Origin of the sequence: Micromonospora sp. NPDC047793 (assembly GCF_040642635.1) — a bacterium.
GTDB lineage: Bacteria > Actinomycetota > Actinomycetes > Mycobacteriales > Micromonosporaceae > Micromonospora.
Map to the genome: position 1 here is coordinate 34406 of NZ_JBEYSG010000013.1, position 14715 is coordinate 49120.

The following is a 14715-nucleotide window of genomic DNA, read 5'->3' on the forward strand; positions in this document are numbered from 1 at the left end:
GCCTGCGTCATGTCGTCGGCAGTTATCTACCCATCCTCCTCTCCGCTCATACCTCCTTGGGCCGCGATGACGATTTATCCGTCTGCGTCCGGTTGGCGACCTGTCCTGCGGATGGATAACCCCCTAGCCCACGACCCCCCGGAATCCTGTACTCTTGTGCCGGTCGCGCGGCGCGGAGAGATCCGCACCAAGCGGTGCACGGTCCCCCGTAGCTCAATTGGCAGAGCAGCCGGCTGTTAACCGGCAGGTTTTTGGTTCGAGTCCAAACGGGGGAGCTCTCCTTGCTCCCCGCAACGCCCACCGGCACCCGGTGGGCGTTCGTCGTCTCCGACGCCGGCCCCAACCTCGGCCCCGGTCGAGCCGGGCCTGGCCGCACGGCGCTGGCAGGCAGCGAAAACGGGGACACCGGAGCCGAAGATGATCACCTATGATCCTCGCTGTGCCCGCACCCCTCCCGCCGGTGACCTTCGACGTCGCGGCGGCATACCCGCAGGTCGCGGCCGGTCGGGATGCTCTGGCTGCCGGTGACTGGCCGACCCTGCGCGCGCTCGTCGACGCCCAGGACGCACACGGCCGGACCGTCCTGGTCGGCGAGATCGGCGACGCCCCCGACGCGGAGAGGTTCCTGCGTGAGGTGTTCGCCGAGCATCCCGAGGACCCGGTGGCCGGGGCGATGCTCGGCGCGCACCTGATCCGGGCCGGGTGGCGCATCCGCACCGCCCGACGGGCCCAGCATGTCAGCCGCAAGCAGTTCGCCGACTTCTTCGACCACCTGCGCCGGGCCGAGCAGATCCTGATCGAGGTCACCGCCCGCCACCCGCAGGACGCGGCAGCATGGACCCAGCGGATCACCAGCGGCCGGGGACTACAGGTGGGGCAGGCCGAGGCCCGCCGCCGGTACGACCGGCTCGCCGCCCACCACCCGCACCACCTGCCGGCACAGGCGTCGCTGCTCCAACAGCTCTGCCCCAAGTGGAGCGGCACCTGGGAGAAGGCGCACGCGTTCGCCCACGAGTGCGCCGAGGCCGCACCACCCGGGGCCGCCAACGCGGTACTCGTCGTCGAGGCGTACCTGGAACAGGCCCTCGACCATGACCGGGTCTCCGCCGCGAGCGAGTTCCTGCGCGACCCGGCGGTGGCCGCCCGGATCCGCGCGGCGGCGGAACGCTCCGTCTGGCACCCCGACTACCGCGACGGCTGGGGTGGGGTGTGGGTACGCAGCACCTTCGCCCTCGCGTTCTGCCTGATGCAGGAGTGGCACCCGGCGGCACGGGAGTTCACCGCACTCGGCGGTGTCGGCGACGAGTCGATGTTCGGCTACCTCGGCGACGGGGCGACCGAGTTCCTGCGGTTGCGCGCGAAGGCGTACGCGAAGGCCGGCCAGTCGTGATCGCGCACCTGGACACCGACGGGGTCCCCACGCTGCTCGCGCCGACCGGCGGGCCGATGCGGGCCGGGCTGACCTTCCGGGTCGGCACCGCCGACGAGACCCTCGCCCGGCACGGCATCACCCACCTGCTCGAACACCTCGCCCTCGCCCCGCTCGGCAGCGCCGACCACCACTTCAACGGCGCCACCGGACCGATCTTCACCACCTTCCACATGCAGGGCTCCGAGCAGGACGTCGCCACCTTCCTGACCGCCGTCTGCGCCCACCTCGCCGACCTGCCCACCGGGCGGCTGGAGGTGGAGAAGGACATCCTGCGGACCGAGTGGAGCAGCCGGGGCAGCGCGGCCATCGACGACATCCCGCTGTGGCGGCACGGTGCCCGCGACTTCGGGCTGGGCAGCTACCCCGAATGGGGACTGGCCGCGCTCACCGCCGACGACCTGCGACAGTGGGCGGCGCGCTGGTTCACCCGCGAGAACGCGGTGCTCTGGATCGCCGGTGACCGGGTCCCCGACGGGCTGACCCTGAAACTGCCCGGCGGCACCCGGCAGCCCGTACCGGCCGCCTCGTCCGCACTGCCCGCCACCCCGGCGTACTTCGTGCGCGGCAACCAGGCCGTGGTGCTCGACGCGGTGGTGCGACGCGGGCACGCCGCCGGACTCTTCGCCGACGTGCTGGAACGCGAACTGTTCCGCGCGTTGCGCCAGGACGCCGGCCTCTCCTACACGATCGCCGGCGGCTACGAGCCGCGCGGTGACGGCCACGCCGTCCTGCGCGCCCTCGCCGACGCGCTGGCCGAGAAACAGGACGCCGTCCTCGGCGGCTTCGTCGACGTGCTGGCCACGCTCCGGGTCGGCCGGATAGACCAGGCCGACCTCGACGCCGCCGTGGCCAAGCGCATCGAGATGCTGGCCACCGCCGAGGCCGACGCCGCCAGGCTGACCGGGTACGCCTTCAACCTGCTCACCGGCGAGCCCAACCTCAGCCTCGACGAGCACCGCGCCGCACTGAGAGCGGTCACCGTGGCCGACCTGCACGAGGTCGCCCACGAGGTGCACGCCTCGGCCCTGCTGATGGTGCCCGAGGGCACCCGTGCCGACTGGGCCGGTTTCGTCGCCGCCCCCACCATCTCCGAGGCGATCCCCGCCGGCACCGCCCACCGCTCCCGCGACGACGACGGCCAACTCCGCGTCGGCCCCGACGGCATCAGCTACCTCGGTGACGGCGGCCCGCTGACCGTCCGGTACGCCGACTGCGCCGCCATGCTCGCCTGGCCCGACGGCGCCCGCCAACTCATCGGCCACGACGCGATCGTGCTGCACGTCGAGCCGACCCTGTACGACCTGCGCCCACCCGGCCTGGGCGTGTTGGACGCCGCCGTACCCGCCGACCGGCAGGTCGCCATGCCGCCCCGCGACCCTGAGCAGATCCCACAACCCGGCGGCGTACGCGACGACCGCGACCACGTTCCCCGCTCCCGGCGTGCCCGGCGGGAGACGTTGCTCCTGCTGCTCGGCGGCCTGGTCGTCCTCGGGCTCGGCGGCCGGGCCCTGCTGCTCACCATCGACGTGGTCCTCGAACCCCCCACGGGAGACGTCGGCGGGCGGTGGGGTGCGGCCGTTCGAGGCTGGCTGCTCACTGTTATCCTCGCGTTGCCCATCGTGCTGTTGGCGCGGGGGCGACGCCGGTGAGAAGCGGCCACCGATGCTGGCCGGTGATCGACCGAGCGGGATAAGATCCGCGCGGTGCCGGGGCGGTAGCTCAGCCGGTTAGAGCAGGGGACTCATAATCCCTCGGTCACGGGTTCGAGTCCCGTCCGCCCCACCAGCTACGGATACCCCAACAGAGGGTGCAAGGTCGCAGAACGCGGGCTACGGGCCGACGTCGCGGCCACCCGGTGGCCGGACTTCGTGCGGGGTGATGGATTCGTGGGTCAGTTCTGGCCGGGGCTTGCTACGGGTAGCCCTGCTTCCTTGGCACAAGCGAGCAGCCGCCGGTCGTAGGTGACGAAGGCGGTGAGTGCCGTGCCGGACTCGTTGGTCAGCACCTGGGCGGTGGCCAGGTGGATGGCGTCGAGGCTGCGGAGTGTCGGCTCGGCGAAGGCGGCTGCGGTGGCACGGATCGTGCTGTCGATCTCCAGTCGGAACAGTCGTCCGACAGCAGCCGGCACTCCGATCAACGCCTGCGGAGCCGATCGGCGGAGCGCTCTGGGTACTTCCACCTCGACGAGCGCGGAGGAGACCAGCGGCACGTCGTCGTGCTCGTTGAGCCAGGAGACGAGGTCGGTGCTGCATGCTTCCTGCCGCACCAGCTTGATGACGGCGGCGGAGTCGAGATAGATCACCAGCGCTCCTCGTCACGCATCGCCGTGAGCGAGGCGGCCACGTCCACACTCTCGTCGCCGAGCTTCGGAGGAAGTGGGACAGGGCCCCCGCCGGTGGGGGCGACGGCCCGCCCTGCCGCTACCAGCTTGGCCAGAATCGACCTGTCGTCACCTACCGGAACAAGTCGGGCGATCGGGTGTCCACGATCGGTGATCTCGACGGTCTCCCCGCCACTCACCCGAGCCAACACCTGGCTGGTGTTCTGGTTCAGCTCCCGAACACCGATGCGTTCCATGGACCCGAGTGTAGAACCAGATGTTCTACGCATCTAGCTCCTGGCGCAGTCCGGGCTGTCTCTTCGCTGACCAGGGAGATCCACGAGGGTTTAGGTCATGGCGGCTGCCGGGCGGATCCAGCTGGTGATGTCGGAATCATCACGCACGACCCCGAGGTCCGTGGGCGGGCAGGCTCAGGGTCAGCGGAGCGCTGGCGAACGTGGCGGTGTGGTCCGCATGGTGGCGCCTCCGGCCCACCAGCTAAATCGAGGCTTCAGCCAGCCAGGGGTGCCACCAACCGAAGCCTGGGCTTCCTGTGGCGAAGACGTCCAGGACGGCCTGTTTGTTGGCCGTCCCGATGGTCTTTGCTGGCATGCCATGAAAGGGTGTTCCGATGAGCGCCACCTTAGCTGTGAGTCACCGGGTCGGCATCCTGGGTGTCGGCTACGAAGGCCGCTCCATCGGTGAGTTCGTGAGTGGCCTCGTGGACATGAACGTCACACGCCTGGTCGATGTCCGGATGACGCCGATCTCACGCAAGCGTGGTTTCAGCAAGTCGGCCCTTAGTCAGGCGCTCGCGGCGCAGGGGATCGTCTACGAGCACCGCAGGGAGCTGGGTAACCCGAAGGAGAATCGCCCCGGATTCGGTGGCAGTCCCGAGGAGTTACGCTCGGCGAGAGCGGCGTACGCCTCTTTGCTGCACCACGCTGAGCCCTCGGCGGCGCTTGACGCGCTCGCCGAGAGCGGGCAACGCGAGTTGGTAGCGTTGCTCTGTTTCGAGGCAGACGAAAGCCGTTGTCACCGCCAGGTCGTCATGCGCCTGCTCGAAGATCGCATGCCTATCGTTTCGGCCAGTACACGCCCAGCACGCTGAACACGTGCACGCGCTTGGCTTGGTTGCCTACATAAAAGGCGACGTCACGGTTCGGCGCGCACATCTCTCCGAGAAACTTGGTCTCCAACGCCTCCCGCAACGCAGCGTCTGAGTGACCAGCGAGTCGTCGTTGTAGCGCTACCAGCTCCCAATCGATCACATGCTGCTTGTGTCCGTTGCACCCGCGCTCGTGGCAGCGGTAGTGGTAGGCGGCCTTGAAACGGGGTGCTTCTAGCGGGGACCTGCTCCGACCGCTGAAGAGGTCGGGCTGGCTCGCGTACGCCTCGATCCTGCGCTGCTCGTCGATGGTCCAGCCGGGGTGCGGCGTTACCTTGAAGGCGCGGACTTCCTTGGGGCGCACGAGAGCCAGCGATTGTGCGTCCGCGTGATCCTGAGCTTCGCGGTTGAGTCGGCACATTGAATCCTGAATGGCCGGGTCAAGCAGCGGCTGTCGCGATCTCCAGCCGTCGAGATGACGCTCCTTCTGGATCCGGTCCATCACCGGCTTCCAGCTCTCGCGCCGTTGATCCTGCCGTGCCGGTTTGGCATCGACAGAGATGATGTCGTACTTCTTGAATGCCTCATCGCTGTCGAGGTGTCTGAAGTTGATCGGGTAGAGGCGGACCCACGTCGGCCTCAAAACGTCTGTCCGCAGCCCTGCCACGCAGACGGTCTCCCCGTACTTCTCCGAGGGGTTCGGGGCAGCCTTAACGGTGATCAGTAGTTGTAGCCGGACCGTTCGGTCGTCGGCAGGCTTCGGGTCAGGTCCGGCCTCGCTCGGACCGAATAGCGACATCTGGGCCATGAGCGCCTCCAGCTGCTGTAGCCGTAGGTAGCTGTCCGATCACACAGTGATTCAGGTTCTCATGGCATCGACGGGTCGGCATAGAGGTGTGCTGTCGCTTGTGGTGTCAAGCGAGGAGTGCTCCAAGTGGGTGCCGTGCTGTGAGCTGCCTCGACCGGGCTGCGGTTGCAGCCAGCGGTTGGTCTTTGTCGTATGGCCGTGCGGGTGCCGCCGGTGTCCGGGTCGGGACAGAGCGCGTCCGGGTGGCCGACGATGACGTCATCATCGTCGATATCCACCCCTCGCACGACTCGCGTCTGAACGGAGAAACGATGCGGACGCAACCCCGACTGCGGTCCATCGCCACACTGGCCGCCGCCCTCGTCGCCACGCTCACCGCCGCACTGCTGCCGGCCGCGCCGGCTCTCGCGCTGCCCTCGGGCACCGGCTGGTCGGCCTCGTGGAACTACTACCACCCCACCGCCTACCAGTACTCCGGCACGCTGCCCGGGGTGCGCCTGACCGGGTACGCCACCGACAACGCCGGCATCTCGTCCACCGTCGGGACCATCGAGGACATCGCGGCGGACGGGCGTTGTGCCCGGGTGCTGCTCTACGCCGCCGGCGTCGGCTACATCGCCGACCGCACGGCCTGCGGCAACGGCACCTACCTGACCTACAACACCGGCACCTACAGCCAGGGTCTGCTGGTGGTCGTCTATCGGATGATCGACGGCACCACCACGTACGACAAGGGGTTCCATCTGTTCATCCCGGCCTCGGCCACGGACTCAGGGCTGCGGACGGTCGGCACCGGCGCGAGCTGGTCGTACTACACCTCGACCGCATTCCAGTACGCGATCACCCGCGACGGCGTCAGCTCGGTGGGCTACGGCGCACACCAGTCCGGTGACCTGCGCTCCTCGGTGAGCACCGTGCAGAAGACCGCCGGCACGGCGGGCTGCGCCTCCGGCAAGGTCACCGGCGGTACGACGGTCAGCGGCAGCACCTGCGTCAACGGCGGTACGGCCTCGTTCCACCGGTTCGACCACAGCTACAACCTGGAGGCGTCCGCCTGCTACCAGCCGACCGCCGGCACCCAGCGCTGCCTGGCGGTGAACATCCCCGAGCCCTGGTGACACCGGCCGTCCCGCCACCACCTCGCCGCGACCGGACCGGGCCGACTCGGGTCGGCCCGGTCGACGGGGTCAGCGGCGGGTCTTCGGCAGGTCGAACTGGTCGGCGCGGCGGCAGTCCCGCTGGTTGCCGATCGCCTCGGGGCCCAACCGGTCGAGTACCGCCCGGGCCCGGTCGCGGCCCCGGTTCCAGGCGTACCACGGATCCGGTTCGGCCAGGTCGTCGGCGATCCAGCTCAGGGTGCACCGGCGTACCGGGTCGGGCAGGGCGGCCAGGGCGGGCGTGGCGTCGGCGGAGAGCGCCCGCAGATACCAGGCGTCGATCCGGCCGGTCTCCTGGTAGCGGTCGATGTTGCGACGGGCCACGTAGTCCTCGGGGTTGAGCGCCGCCAGCCCCAGCAGCATCACCACCGCGAGCGCCGTGGTGAGCCGGGGGATCCAGCCGCCGCGCCACCGGACGCCGGCCACCAGGACCATCAGGAAGACGGCTCCGAGCAGCACCTCGAACGCCATCACGAAGACGCGCTCGCCGGTGAAGCTGTAGACCTTCTGGTACGTCCACATCCGCGACAGCGCCGACACCACGATCACCACGCTCAACGCGCTGAGCAGGCCGAGCAGGATCCGCAGGAGTACCCGGTCGCGCGGGGTGTCCCGGCGGGCCCAGCGGGTCACCCCGCCGAGGACCGCCAACGTCAGCACGGTCACCGCGACCAACTGCCAGAAGCCGCTGCGGGCGTACTCGGCGTAGCTGAGGCCGGTGGTGGACAGCACGTGCCGTTGCCCGCCGAAGAGAACGGTGAACTGCACCAGCACGAAGCCGGCGAAGAGAGTGGTGAGAGCGGCGATCGGCGGGGCCCACTCGACCGGCCCGAGCCGGCGGTCGGTCGGCCGGTCCACCAGGGACAGGTCCGGTGGCGCCGCGAGCGTGAAGAGTGCGGCCACCGCGATCAGGCCACCGACGGCGGCCAGGAACAGCCACCGGACCACCCCGCCGGCACTGACCTCGGGGACGAGGACGCCGAGTGCCTGGGAGAAGGCGGCGTCGGCGGAGGAGAGCAACGCACCGAAGACGACCAGGACGGCAACGGTGGCGGCGACCGAGCCGACGACACGGCGGGTGGTGCCGTCGCCGCCGGGCGCCCGGACATGGGCGCGCACCCACGGCAGTCCGCGCAGCGCGGCGAGCGGGGCGGCGCCCAGGCTGAACAGGATCGAGCGCATCCGCCGTCCGCCGACTATCGCCAGGGCCGCGCAGCACAGCGCCGCGAGCACGCAGAACGTCACCAGCCACCAGGCGTTGCGGAAGGCCAGCACCGCGAGCAGCGCCAGGGCGGCACCGGCCCATCCGGCCCGGACCCACCGCTCTGCCTTCGGCAGGTCGGCGGTGTGCCGGCGGACCGCGACCAGCACTGCGGCGGTCAGCACCAGCCAGCCGAGGAACCAACCGACGCCGGTACGCCCCAACGGCACGAACGCGGCCACCCCGAGCGCCCCGGCCAGGACCGCCAGCGGGGTGGCCCGATCACTGGCCGGTGCGGGGCCGGGCCATGCCCGGTCCAGGAACGACGGTTGCAGTGGCCGTGGCCGGAATTCGTATGGCGAGCCGGTGGTCCGGTAGCCGGGCACTGGCGGCCCGGGAGCGCCGGGCGGTGCCGCCGAAAGTGCCGGACCGGGAGCTACCTGGCCCGGCGCTGCCGTCTCCGGGATCCGCTGCGCTGGTGGTGATGCCGCTTTCGAGACCGGCGCGGTCACCGCCGGAGCCGGGGAGACCGGGGGAGCCCCGGTCGGGAGCGTGGAGCCGGCCGGGGTGGACACGGTCGGGGGCGGGGTCGCCGGGGCGGCCACCGTCGAGGTGTCCGGGCCGGTGGCGGCCGGGTCGTCGTCGGCCGCCACCAGCGGGAGGAAGATCGCGTACCCCCGGGTGCCCGGCGGCACGGTCACCGGGATCGCCCAGGCGGGCTGGTCGGCGGCACCGGGCCAGACGATGGGCGACAAGCCGTCGGTGGGCGGCAGGACCAGCAGCCGGGGTGGCGTCCCGGTGGGACCGGCGTCGGATGGCACAGGGATGTCGCCGGGTTCCTCGGTCGGGGAACGCTCGGCGGGTGGCGGCTGGGACACCGCGCCCTCCTCGATGGACGAATTGCCGTCACTCTAAGCGCGGTACACCTCTGCGCGTTGTCCCCTCCGCCCGGGACGCGGCAACCCGGTCGACCCGGTTCAGCCGGGCGTGCCGGTGCCCCGGCCCCGGTCGTCCAGGACCAGCGGGGCACGGCCGCGTACGGCGTACCGGATGTGGGTGACCTCGGGGGTGGGCACCACCCGGGTGGGGGACATCTCGATCGCCTCGAAGTCGTCCAGGCCCAGGTCGGGGGTGAACAGGCGCAGACCGTCGCCGAGTACCACCGGCACCACGTGCAGTTCCACCTCGTCCAGCAGACCGGCCCGCAGCACCTGCCGGACCAGGCTGCCGCCGCCGGCCACCGCCACGTTCCTGCCGCCGGCCGCCGCGCGGGCCTGTGCCACGGCGGCGGCCACCCCGTCGGTGACGTAGGTGAAGCTGGTGCCGCCCTGGCGCCGCAGCGTCGGGCGGGGACGGTGGGTCACCACGAAGACCGGCGCCCGGAACGGCGGCTCGTCGCCCCACGGCACCTCACCGCCGTCGGCCATCCGGCGGCCCATCACGTACGCGCCGGCGGCGCCGAACGACTCGGCGACGATCTCCGAGTTGACGTCGTGCTCGCCACCGGCGAACCCCTGCCGTTCGCGCCACGACGACGCGGCGGTGACCCAACGGGTGACCCGGAAGAAGCCGTGGCTCTCCGCCGAGTGCATCCAGTCGCCGGTCCCGTCGTGCCGTGGACCGGCGTAGCAGCCGTCCAGCGACACCGACAGTTGCGCGGTCACCCTGGTCATCTCCGTACCTCCACAGTCTGCGGCGGGCACCCGCCGCTCACCGGTGGATCGGAGCCGGACCGGCCGCTTCTACCGATCGGTGCTGTGACCCGGGTCACTCTCGCAGCGGGCCGCGCGACGCAGCAGGTGCCGCCGCTCGGGATCGTTTCCGGCGAGGTCGGCCGCCCGACGCCAGGCCACCGCCGCAGCGGCGCGGTCGCCGGCCGACTCCAGCAGGTGGGCGCGGACCGCGTGCCGGCGGTGGTGGTCGGCGAGCAGGCCCGACTCCACCTCGCCCAGCAGCGCCAACCCGGCCTGCGGCCCGTGCACCATGCCCACCGCCACCGCCCGGTTCAGCGTCGCCACCGGGTTGGGCGCCAGCCGCTCCAGCACCTCGTAGAGAGCGAGGATCTGCGGCCAGTCGGTCTCCTCGGTGTTCGGCGCCTCGGCGTGCACGGCGGCGATGGCGGCCTGCACCTGGTACGGGCCCGGCGGCGAGCTGGCGAGGCTCCGCGCGACCAGCGCGCAGCCCTCGGCGATCGCCGCCCGGTCCCACCACCGACGGTCCTGGTCGGCCAGCGGCACCAGGTCGCCGTCCGGGCCGACCCGGGCCGCCGCCCGCGCCTCCGTCAGCAGCATCAACGCGAGCAGCCCGGCCGTCTCCCCGTCGTCCGGCAGCCGCTCGTGCAACCGGCGGGTCAGCCGTAGCGCCTGCCGGGTCAGGTCGGCGCGACGCAGCTCGGGGCCGCTGCTGGCGCTGTACCCCTCGTTGAACATCAGATACAGCACCTGCCGGACCACGGCCAGCCGACGGCCCCGGTCCGCCGCCTGCGGCGGGGCGAACCGTGCGCCCGCCTCGCGCAACCGCTGTTTGGCCCGCACGATCCGCTGCCCCATGGTCTTCTCCGGCACCAGGAACGCGGCGGCCACCTCGGCGGTGGTGAGCCCACCGACCGCCCGCAGGGTGAGCGCGAGTTGCGCCGGTGCGGGCAGCGCCGGATGGCAGCAGAGCAGGAACAGCTCCAGCAGGTCGTCGCGGGGCGGTGCGGTGGCGTCCGGCGGTGGGGCGACGAGCGCGTCCCGCGGCAGGGCGTCGTGGGCGTTCCGTTCCCGGCGGGTCCGAGCCGCCTCGGTGCGGACCTGGTCGACGTAGCGGCGGGCGGCCACGGTGTGCAGCCAGCCCGAGGGATGTTCCGGTACGCCCTCGCGCGGCCACGCCTCGACGGCGGCGACCAGCGCCTCCTGCACCGCGTCCTCGGCGGTGGCGAAGTCGCCGTAGCGGCGTACCAGGGTGCCCAGCACCTGCGGGGCGAGCCGGCGCAGCAGGTCGGCGGTGGCCTCGTCCAGGCTCAGTTCCCGGCTCCGTGGGTCATCAGCGGCCAGACCTCCAGACCGCCGCCGATCCCGGTGCCCATCCGCAGCCCCGGGTACGACCGGGCGATCTCCAGCGCACGCTGCTCACTGTCCACGTCGATGACGAAGTACGACCCGACGTACTCCTTGGCCTCCAGGTACGGCCCGTCGGTGACGACCGGCGCGGCGTCAACCATGCGGACCGCGCGGGGGCGGGTCTCCAGGCCCTGCGAGTCGACCAGTTCGCCGGAGTCGCGCAGCGCCTGGTTGAAGGCGTCCACCTCGCCGATCAGCGTGGCCAGGTCGCCGTCCGGCAGGCTGCCCCAGACCTCGTCGTTGCCGTAGATCAGCATCAGGTACTTCATGTGCCATCCTCATAAGAATCGATATGTCCGTAAATAGACAGGACGACAGGTCCTCTCCTGACGCACTGTTGTAGCAGGTGAAGCGGCTGCGGACGGCGGGCCACGTCCGACGGGCCGCCTGCGGGTCGGGCGGACGCCCGCCCCCCGCCCGACAGCGACGTCGCCACCGTCATCACGCCGGATCCTCCACCGGAGCGGACACCTGCCCGCTCCGGCCGCCGCCGCATCTCCCGCCGGGCCGACGGGGCACTCCGCCGGTCACGGCGATCGAGCCAGGAAGGCGCAGCCATGGCCGCTCCCACCGTCACCGCCGCCCTCAACGCGAGCACCTACGCCCCCGGGGCGCAGATGCTGCTCACCGTCACCTACGGCGACCCGGACACCAAGACGCTCACCGTCACCGTCGTGGTCACCGACGCGCAGGGCAACAGCAGCGCGCCGGCCAAGGTCACCGCCGTCATCGACCCACTCACCGTCGCCGTCACCGACAGCTCGGGCCGCACCTGGACGCGGGTGTCGGACAACGGCGCGGTGGCCGTGTACCGGGCGGTGGCGTGATGGCCCGGGTCACCGTCACCGTGCGCGACTCCACCGGGCAGGCCGCCACCGCCGCCGTCGACTACGCGATCACGCCGCCGGTGCTCGGCGGCTACTACCTGTCCGGGAACGCCGACCCGACCGCCGACATGGCCGGGGGCAACTTCCGGTCGCTGACCCAGTACCGCAGCTTCGCCGACAGCTACGTCTTCCCCGGCTACAACCGCCCGTGGCTGGTCACCCTCGGCCGGGGTGGGATCCAGATCAACATGGTGCTGGAGCTCAAGCACTACGGGGCGACCGACACCGGGGCGCAGACCTTCACCGTCGACGGGGTGCGCTACGTCGTGCCCGCTCCGGCGATGACCATCCAGCAGCGTCCCGGCGCGGTCTGGCCGAAGGCGTACGGCTACGGCCAGGTGCTCGCCGGGCAGTGCGACGGACTCTTCGCCCGGGCGCTGTCGCAGTACCGCACCATGGGGTTCGGGGTGAACATCCAGCTCGCCTCCGAGCTGGACACCGACCACGAGTTCGGCACCACCGAGTCCGGCCGGGCGTACACCTGGGCGGAGTCGGACGCCCGTGCGGTGCAGGCGATGACGTACATCGTGAACTGGTTCCGGGCCAAGGCGCTGCCGCAGGGGACCACCTTCTCGGTCGGTCTCGGCGGCTTCGACCGGCCCTGCTTCCAGCGCACCCACCCGGAGTCGCTGATGTCGCGGCTGGACTTCCTCCAATGGAACGTCTACGCCACCAGCGCCTCGCACACCGCACTGGACCGGTTCCGCCGGACGAAGGACTGGGCCGTGGCCGACCTCGGCCCGGTGGCCCTGTCCCGCCCGGTGCTCATCGCCGAGTGGGGGGTACGCGCCGCCGAGATCCCCGACCAGCCGGCCTGGATCGCCACCGTGCCGGCCGCCATCGCCCGGCTCAACGCCGAGCGCGGTCCGATCATCGCCCGCACCAACTACTTCAACTCCGGCTGGGGCACGCTCAGCCCGAAGGCACCCGGACTGGCCGCCCTCCGGGCCGCGTACGCCCGCCCCCCGTACGCCTGACCGCTACGGGGCGGGCGGCGGGCCGAGCAGGTCGGTGAGCGCGTCGAGCAACGGTGCGGTGACCTGCTTGTTGGCACCGTAGAAGTGCCGGGCGCTGCGGCAGGGGATGTGCCGGACCCAGAACTCGGCCGTGGCACCGGTCGCGTCGGCCACGGTCAGCGTGTCGAACGCGGTGGGCGCGGGATAGCCCGGCCACCCGCCGCAGTCGCTGCTCATGGCCTTTCGGTCGAACGTGCCGTTGAGCACCGGGCGCAGGTCGTCGGCTCCCGCGCGCCGCCGCTCCTGCCGGACCAGTTCGGCGGTGCCGTCGTCCACCTCGTACCGACAGGCGGTGACCTCGACCAGAGGGGTCGGCAGGACCGTGTCGTAGGGGTCGCTGTTGTCGAGCCGGATCCGGTCCGGTGGCCCCGGGTTGGACGGCTTGTTCCGTACCCGGTCGGCGGGGATCGTGACCGGGCAGTCCGGGCTGGTGATCGTGGCCGGGTCGGTGGTGGCGACGAGTTGTGCCCGGTACCGGTCGAGGAACGTCGAGAAGACCTCGGAGTCCAGCGCCCGCCCGTGCGTGGCAGTGATCGACACCCGGCAGTTCGCGTTCGTCCAGACGGTCACCGGCTCGCGGTCGGGGTAGCGCAGCACCAGGACGGTCACCTCGTTGCGCGCTGCGGCGTTGCACATCGGCCTGCCGTCGGGTGTCGCTCGCCCCCGTCCGTCGACCGGTTGAGGCGGCTGGGCGTTGAGCAGGCGGACGATCTCGTCCACCCCGGCGGTGAGGGTACGCGGGCCAGGGCGCTCGTGGACCACCCCAGCGGTCCCGACCTGCACCTCGCAGGTGGTGATCTCGACGGCTCCAGGCGGGACGAGTGGTTCGTCGTCGCCGTAGCGCACGGCGTCCAGGTCGGGCTCTCCGGCGAGGCTGGTCGGGCAGACGACCTCGCCGGTCGGGTCGGTGGTCTGCACCGGTGGGGCGGTCCGGTCCGGCCCCCACAGCGCGGGCAGGCCGACGCCGAGCGCCACGACCAGGGTGACGGCCGCCGCCGTGCCGGTGACCACCCGGCGACGGTGTCGGCGTACCCGGATCCCGACCTCGGCGATGCGGTCGTGCGGGGTGGGCAGCGGGGGGACGGCGTCGGCGAACAGGTGGCGGATGTCCTCGTCGTCACGGCTCACGACACGACCTTCCGTTGGGTGAACAGGTCCAGGTTCGGATCGGTACGCAGGCTGCGTAGGGCACGGGAGGACTGCACCTTCACGGTGTTGGTCGAGCAGCCCAGCACCTCGGCGGTGCGCTCCACGGAGAGGTCCTCGGCGTAGCGCAGCACCACGATCGCCCGTTGCTGGCGGCTGAGGCGGGCCAGCGCGCGGCGAAGCGCGTCCCGGTCGGCCGACTCGCGAGCCAGGTCGCTCGGGCCGGACTGTTCGGGCGGTACGGCGGCCGGGATCTCGGCCCGCCACCGGCGTCGCCACCACGAGACGTACGTGGTGAACAGGGCGCGTCGCAGGTACGCCTCGGGATGTCCGGTGGACACCGTCGACCAGCGCTGCCATGCGGCGGCGAGCACGGTCTGCAACAGGTCCTCCGCCCGCCCGACGTCGCCGGTCAGCAGCCAGGCCGACCGGAGCAACGCGGGGGACCGGGCTGTCACGAACTCGGCGAAGCCCTCCGGCGGAGCCGGGTGTCCGTCGGTCATGCGCACCTCCCGGTACGTAGACGCGCACACCGGGTC

15 protein-coding genes and 2 tRNA genes are annotated in these 14715 nt (G+C 71.6%); 8 read left to right on the forward strand and 9 right to left on the reverse strand.

The window, feature by feature from the left end; all coding sequences use genetic code 11:
* Positions 1 to 202 precede the first annotated feature (202 nt).
* The 4 genes from ABZ738_RS23035 to ABZ738_RS23050 all read left to right on the forward strand — a co-directional run bounded on the left by ABZ738_RS23035 (position 203) and on the right by ABZ738_RS23050 (position 3217).
* Positions 203 to 275: transfer RNA gene (locus tag ABZ738_RS23035), tRNA-Asn, on the forward strand.
* A 164-nt stretch (positions 276 to 439) separates the two neighbouring features.
* Entirely contained in the window at positions 440 to 1390 is a 951-nt protein-coding gene (locus tag ABZ738_RS23040; RefSeq protein ID WP_357216208.1) for a hypothetical protein, read from the forward strand.
* Positions 1387 to 3081: an insulinase family protein gene (locus ABZ738_RS23045; protein WP_357216211.1), complete on the forward strand. Its 1695-nt coding sequence runs from the start codon at positions 1387 to 1389 to the stop codon at positions 3079 to 3081. The genes ABZ738_RS23040 and ABZ738_RS23045 overlap by 4 nt, the downstream gene beginning before the upstream one ends.
* A 59-nt stretch (positions 3082 to 3140) precedes the next feature.
* Positions 3141 to 3217, forward strand: a tRNA-Ile gene (locus ABZ738_RS23050).
* A 106-nt stretch (positions 3218 to 3323) separates the two neighbouring features.
* Here the strand turns inward: ABZ738_RS23050 and ABZ738_RS23055 are convergent.
* Positions 3324 to 3734, reverse strand: coding sequence for a type II toxin-antitoxin system VapC family toxin (locus ABZ738_RS23055; protein WP_131053927.1), 411 nt, complete (start codon positions 3732 to 3734; stop codon positions 3324 to 3326).
* Positions 3731 to 4009 (reverse strand): type II toxin-antitoxin system prevent-host-death family antitoxin, encoded by a 279-nt coding sequence (locus ABZ738_RS23060; protein WP_131053928.1) that lies wholly within the window; start codon positions 4007 to 4009, stop codon positions 3731 to 3733. The genes ABZ738_RS23055 and ABZ738_RS23060 overlap by 4 nt, the downstream gene beginning before the upstream one ends.
* Positions 4010 to 4383: 374 nt before the next feature.
* On the opposite strand from ABZ738_RS23060, the gene ABZ738_RS23065 reads away from it, so the two are divergent.
* On the forward strand, positions 4384 to 4863 hold the full coding sequence (locus tag ABZ738_RS23065; protein WP_236145797.1) for a DUF488 domain-containing protein: 480 nt from the start codon (positions 4384 to 4386) through the stop codon (positions 4861 to 4863).
* On the opposite strand, the gene ABZ738_RS23070 is transcribed toward ABZ738_RS23065, so the two are convergent.
* A complete protein-coding gene (locus tag ABZ738_RS23070; RefSeq protein ID WP_131053929.1) occupies positions 4829 to 5668 on the reverse strand; it encodes a hypothetical protein in 840 nt (279 codons plus the stop codon). The genes ABZ738_RS23065 and ABZ738_RS23070 overlap by 35 nt on opposite strands.
* Before the next feature lie 311 nt (positions 5669 to 5979).
* Here ABZ738_RS23070 and ABZ738_RS23075 point away from each other — a divergent pair, with 311 nt between their 5' ends.
* A complete protein-coding gene (locus tag ABZ738_RS23075) occupies positions 5980 to 6786 on the forward strand; it encodes a hypothetical protein (RefSeq protein WP_131053930.1) in 807 nt (268 codons plus the stop codon).
* Between the two features lie 69 nt (positions 6787 to 6855).
* On the opposite strand, the gene ABZ738_RS23080 is transcribed toward ABZ738_RS23075, so the two are convergent.
* The 4 genes from ABZ738_RS23080 to ABZ738_RS23095 form a co-directional block, all read right to left on the reverse strand.
* Entirely contained in the window at positions 6856 to 8904 is a 2049-nt protein-coding gene (locus ABZ738_RS23080; RefSeq protein ID WP_357216217.1) for a DUF4153 domain-containing protein, read from the reverse strand.
* A 99-nt stretch (positions 8905 to 9003) separates the two neighbouring features.
* On the reverse strand, positions 9004 to 9699 hold the full coding sequence (locus ABZ738_RS23085) for a dihydrofolate reductase family protein (RefSeq protein ID WP_131053931.1): 696 nt from the start codon (positions 9697 to 9699) through the stop codon (positions 9004 to 9006).
* A 69-nt stretch (positions 9700 to 9768) separates the two neighbouring features.
* Complete coding sequence (locus ABZ738_RS23090) at positions 9769 to 11025, reverse strand: sigma-70 family RNA polymerase sigma factor (RefSeq protein WP_357216421.1); 1257 nt, start codon at positions 11023 to 11025, stop codon at positions 9769 to 9771.
* Positions 11026 to 11027: 2 nt separating this feature from the next.
* A complete protein-coding gene (locus ABZ738_RS23095; protein ID WP_357216222.1) occupies positions 11028 to 11396 on the reverse strand; it encodes a YciI family protein in 369 nt (122 codons plus the stop codon).
* Positions 11397 to 11684: 288 nt separating this feature from the next.
* Here ABZ738_RS23095 and ABZ738_RS23100 point away from each other — a divergent pair, with 288 nt between their 5' ends.
* Together ABZ738_RS23100 and ABZ738_RS23105 are read left to right on the forward strand one after the other, a co-directional pair.
* Positions 11685 to 11954, forward strand: coding sequence for a hypothetical protein (locus tag ABZ738_RS23100; protein WP_131053009.1), 270 nt, complete (start codon positions 11685 to 11687; stop codon positions 11952 to 11954).
* Positions 11954 to 12991, forward strand: coding sequence for a hypothetical protein (locus ABZ738_RS23105; RefSeq protein ID WP_131053008.1), 1038 nt, complete (start codon positions 11954 to 11956; stop codon positions 12989 to 12991). Before ABZ738_RS23100 ends, ABZ738_RS23105 begins: the two co-directional genes overlap by 1 nt.
* Before the next feature lie 3 nt (positions 12992 to 12994).
* Here the strand turns inward: ABZ738_RS23105 and ABZ738_RS23110 are convergent, their stop codons facing one another.
* On the reverse strand, positions 12995 to 14158 hold the full coding sequence (locus ABZ738_RS23110; RefSeq protein WP_357216226.1) for a hypothetical protein: 1164 nt from the start codon (positions 14156 to 14158) through the stop codon (positions 12995 to 12997).
* Positions 14155 to 14679 (reverse strand): SigE family RNA polymerase sigma factor, encoded by a 525-nt coding sequence (locus ABZ738_RS23115; RefSeq protein ID WP_357216229.1) that lies wholly within the window; start codon positions 14677 to 14679, stop codon positions 14155 to 14157. Before ABZ738_RS23115 ends, ABZ738_RS23110 begins: the two co-directional genes overlap by 4 nt.
* Between the last annotated feature and the right edge of the window lie 36 nt (positions 14680 to 14715).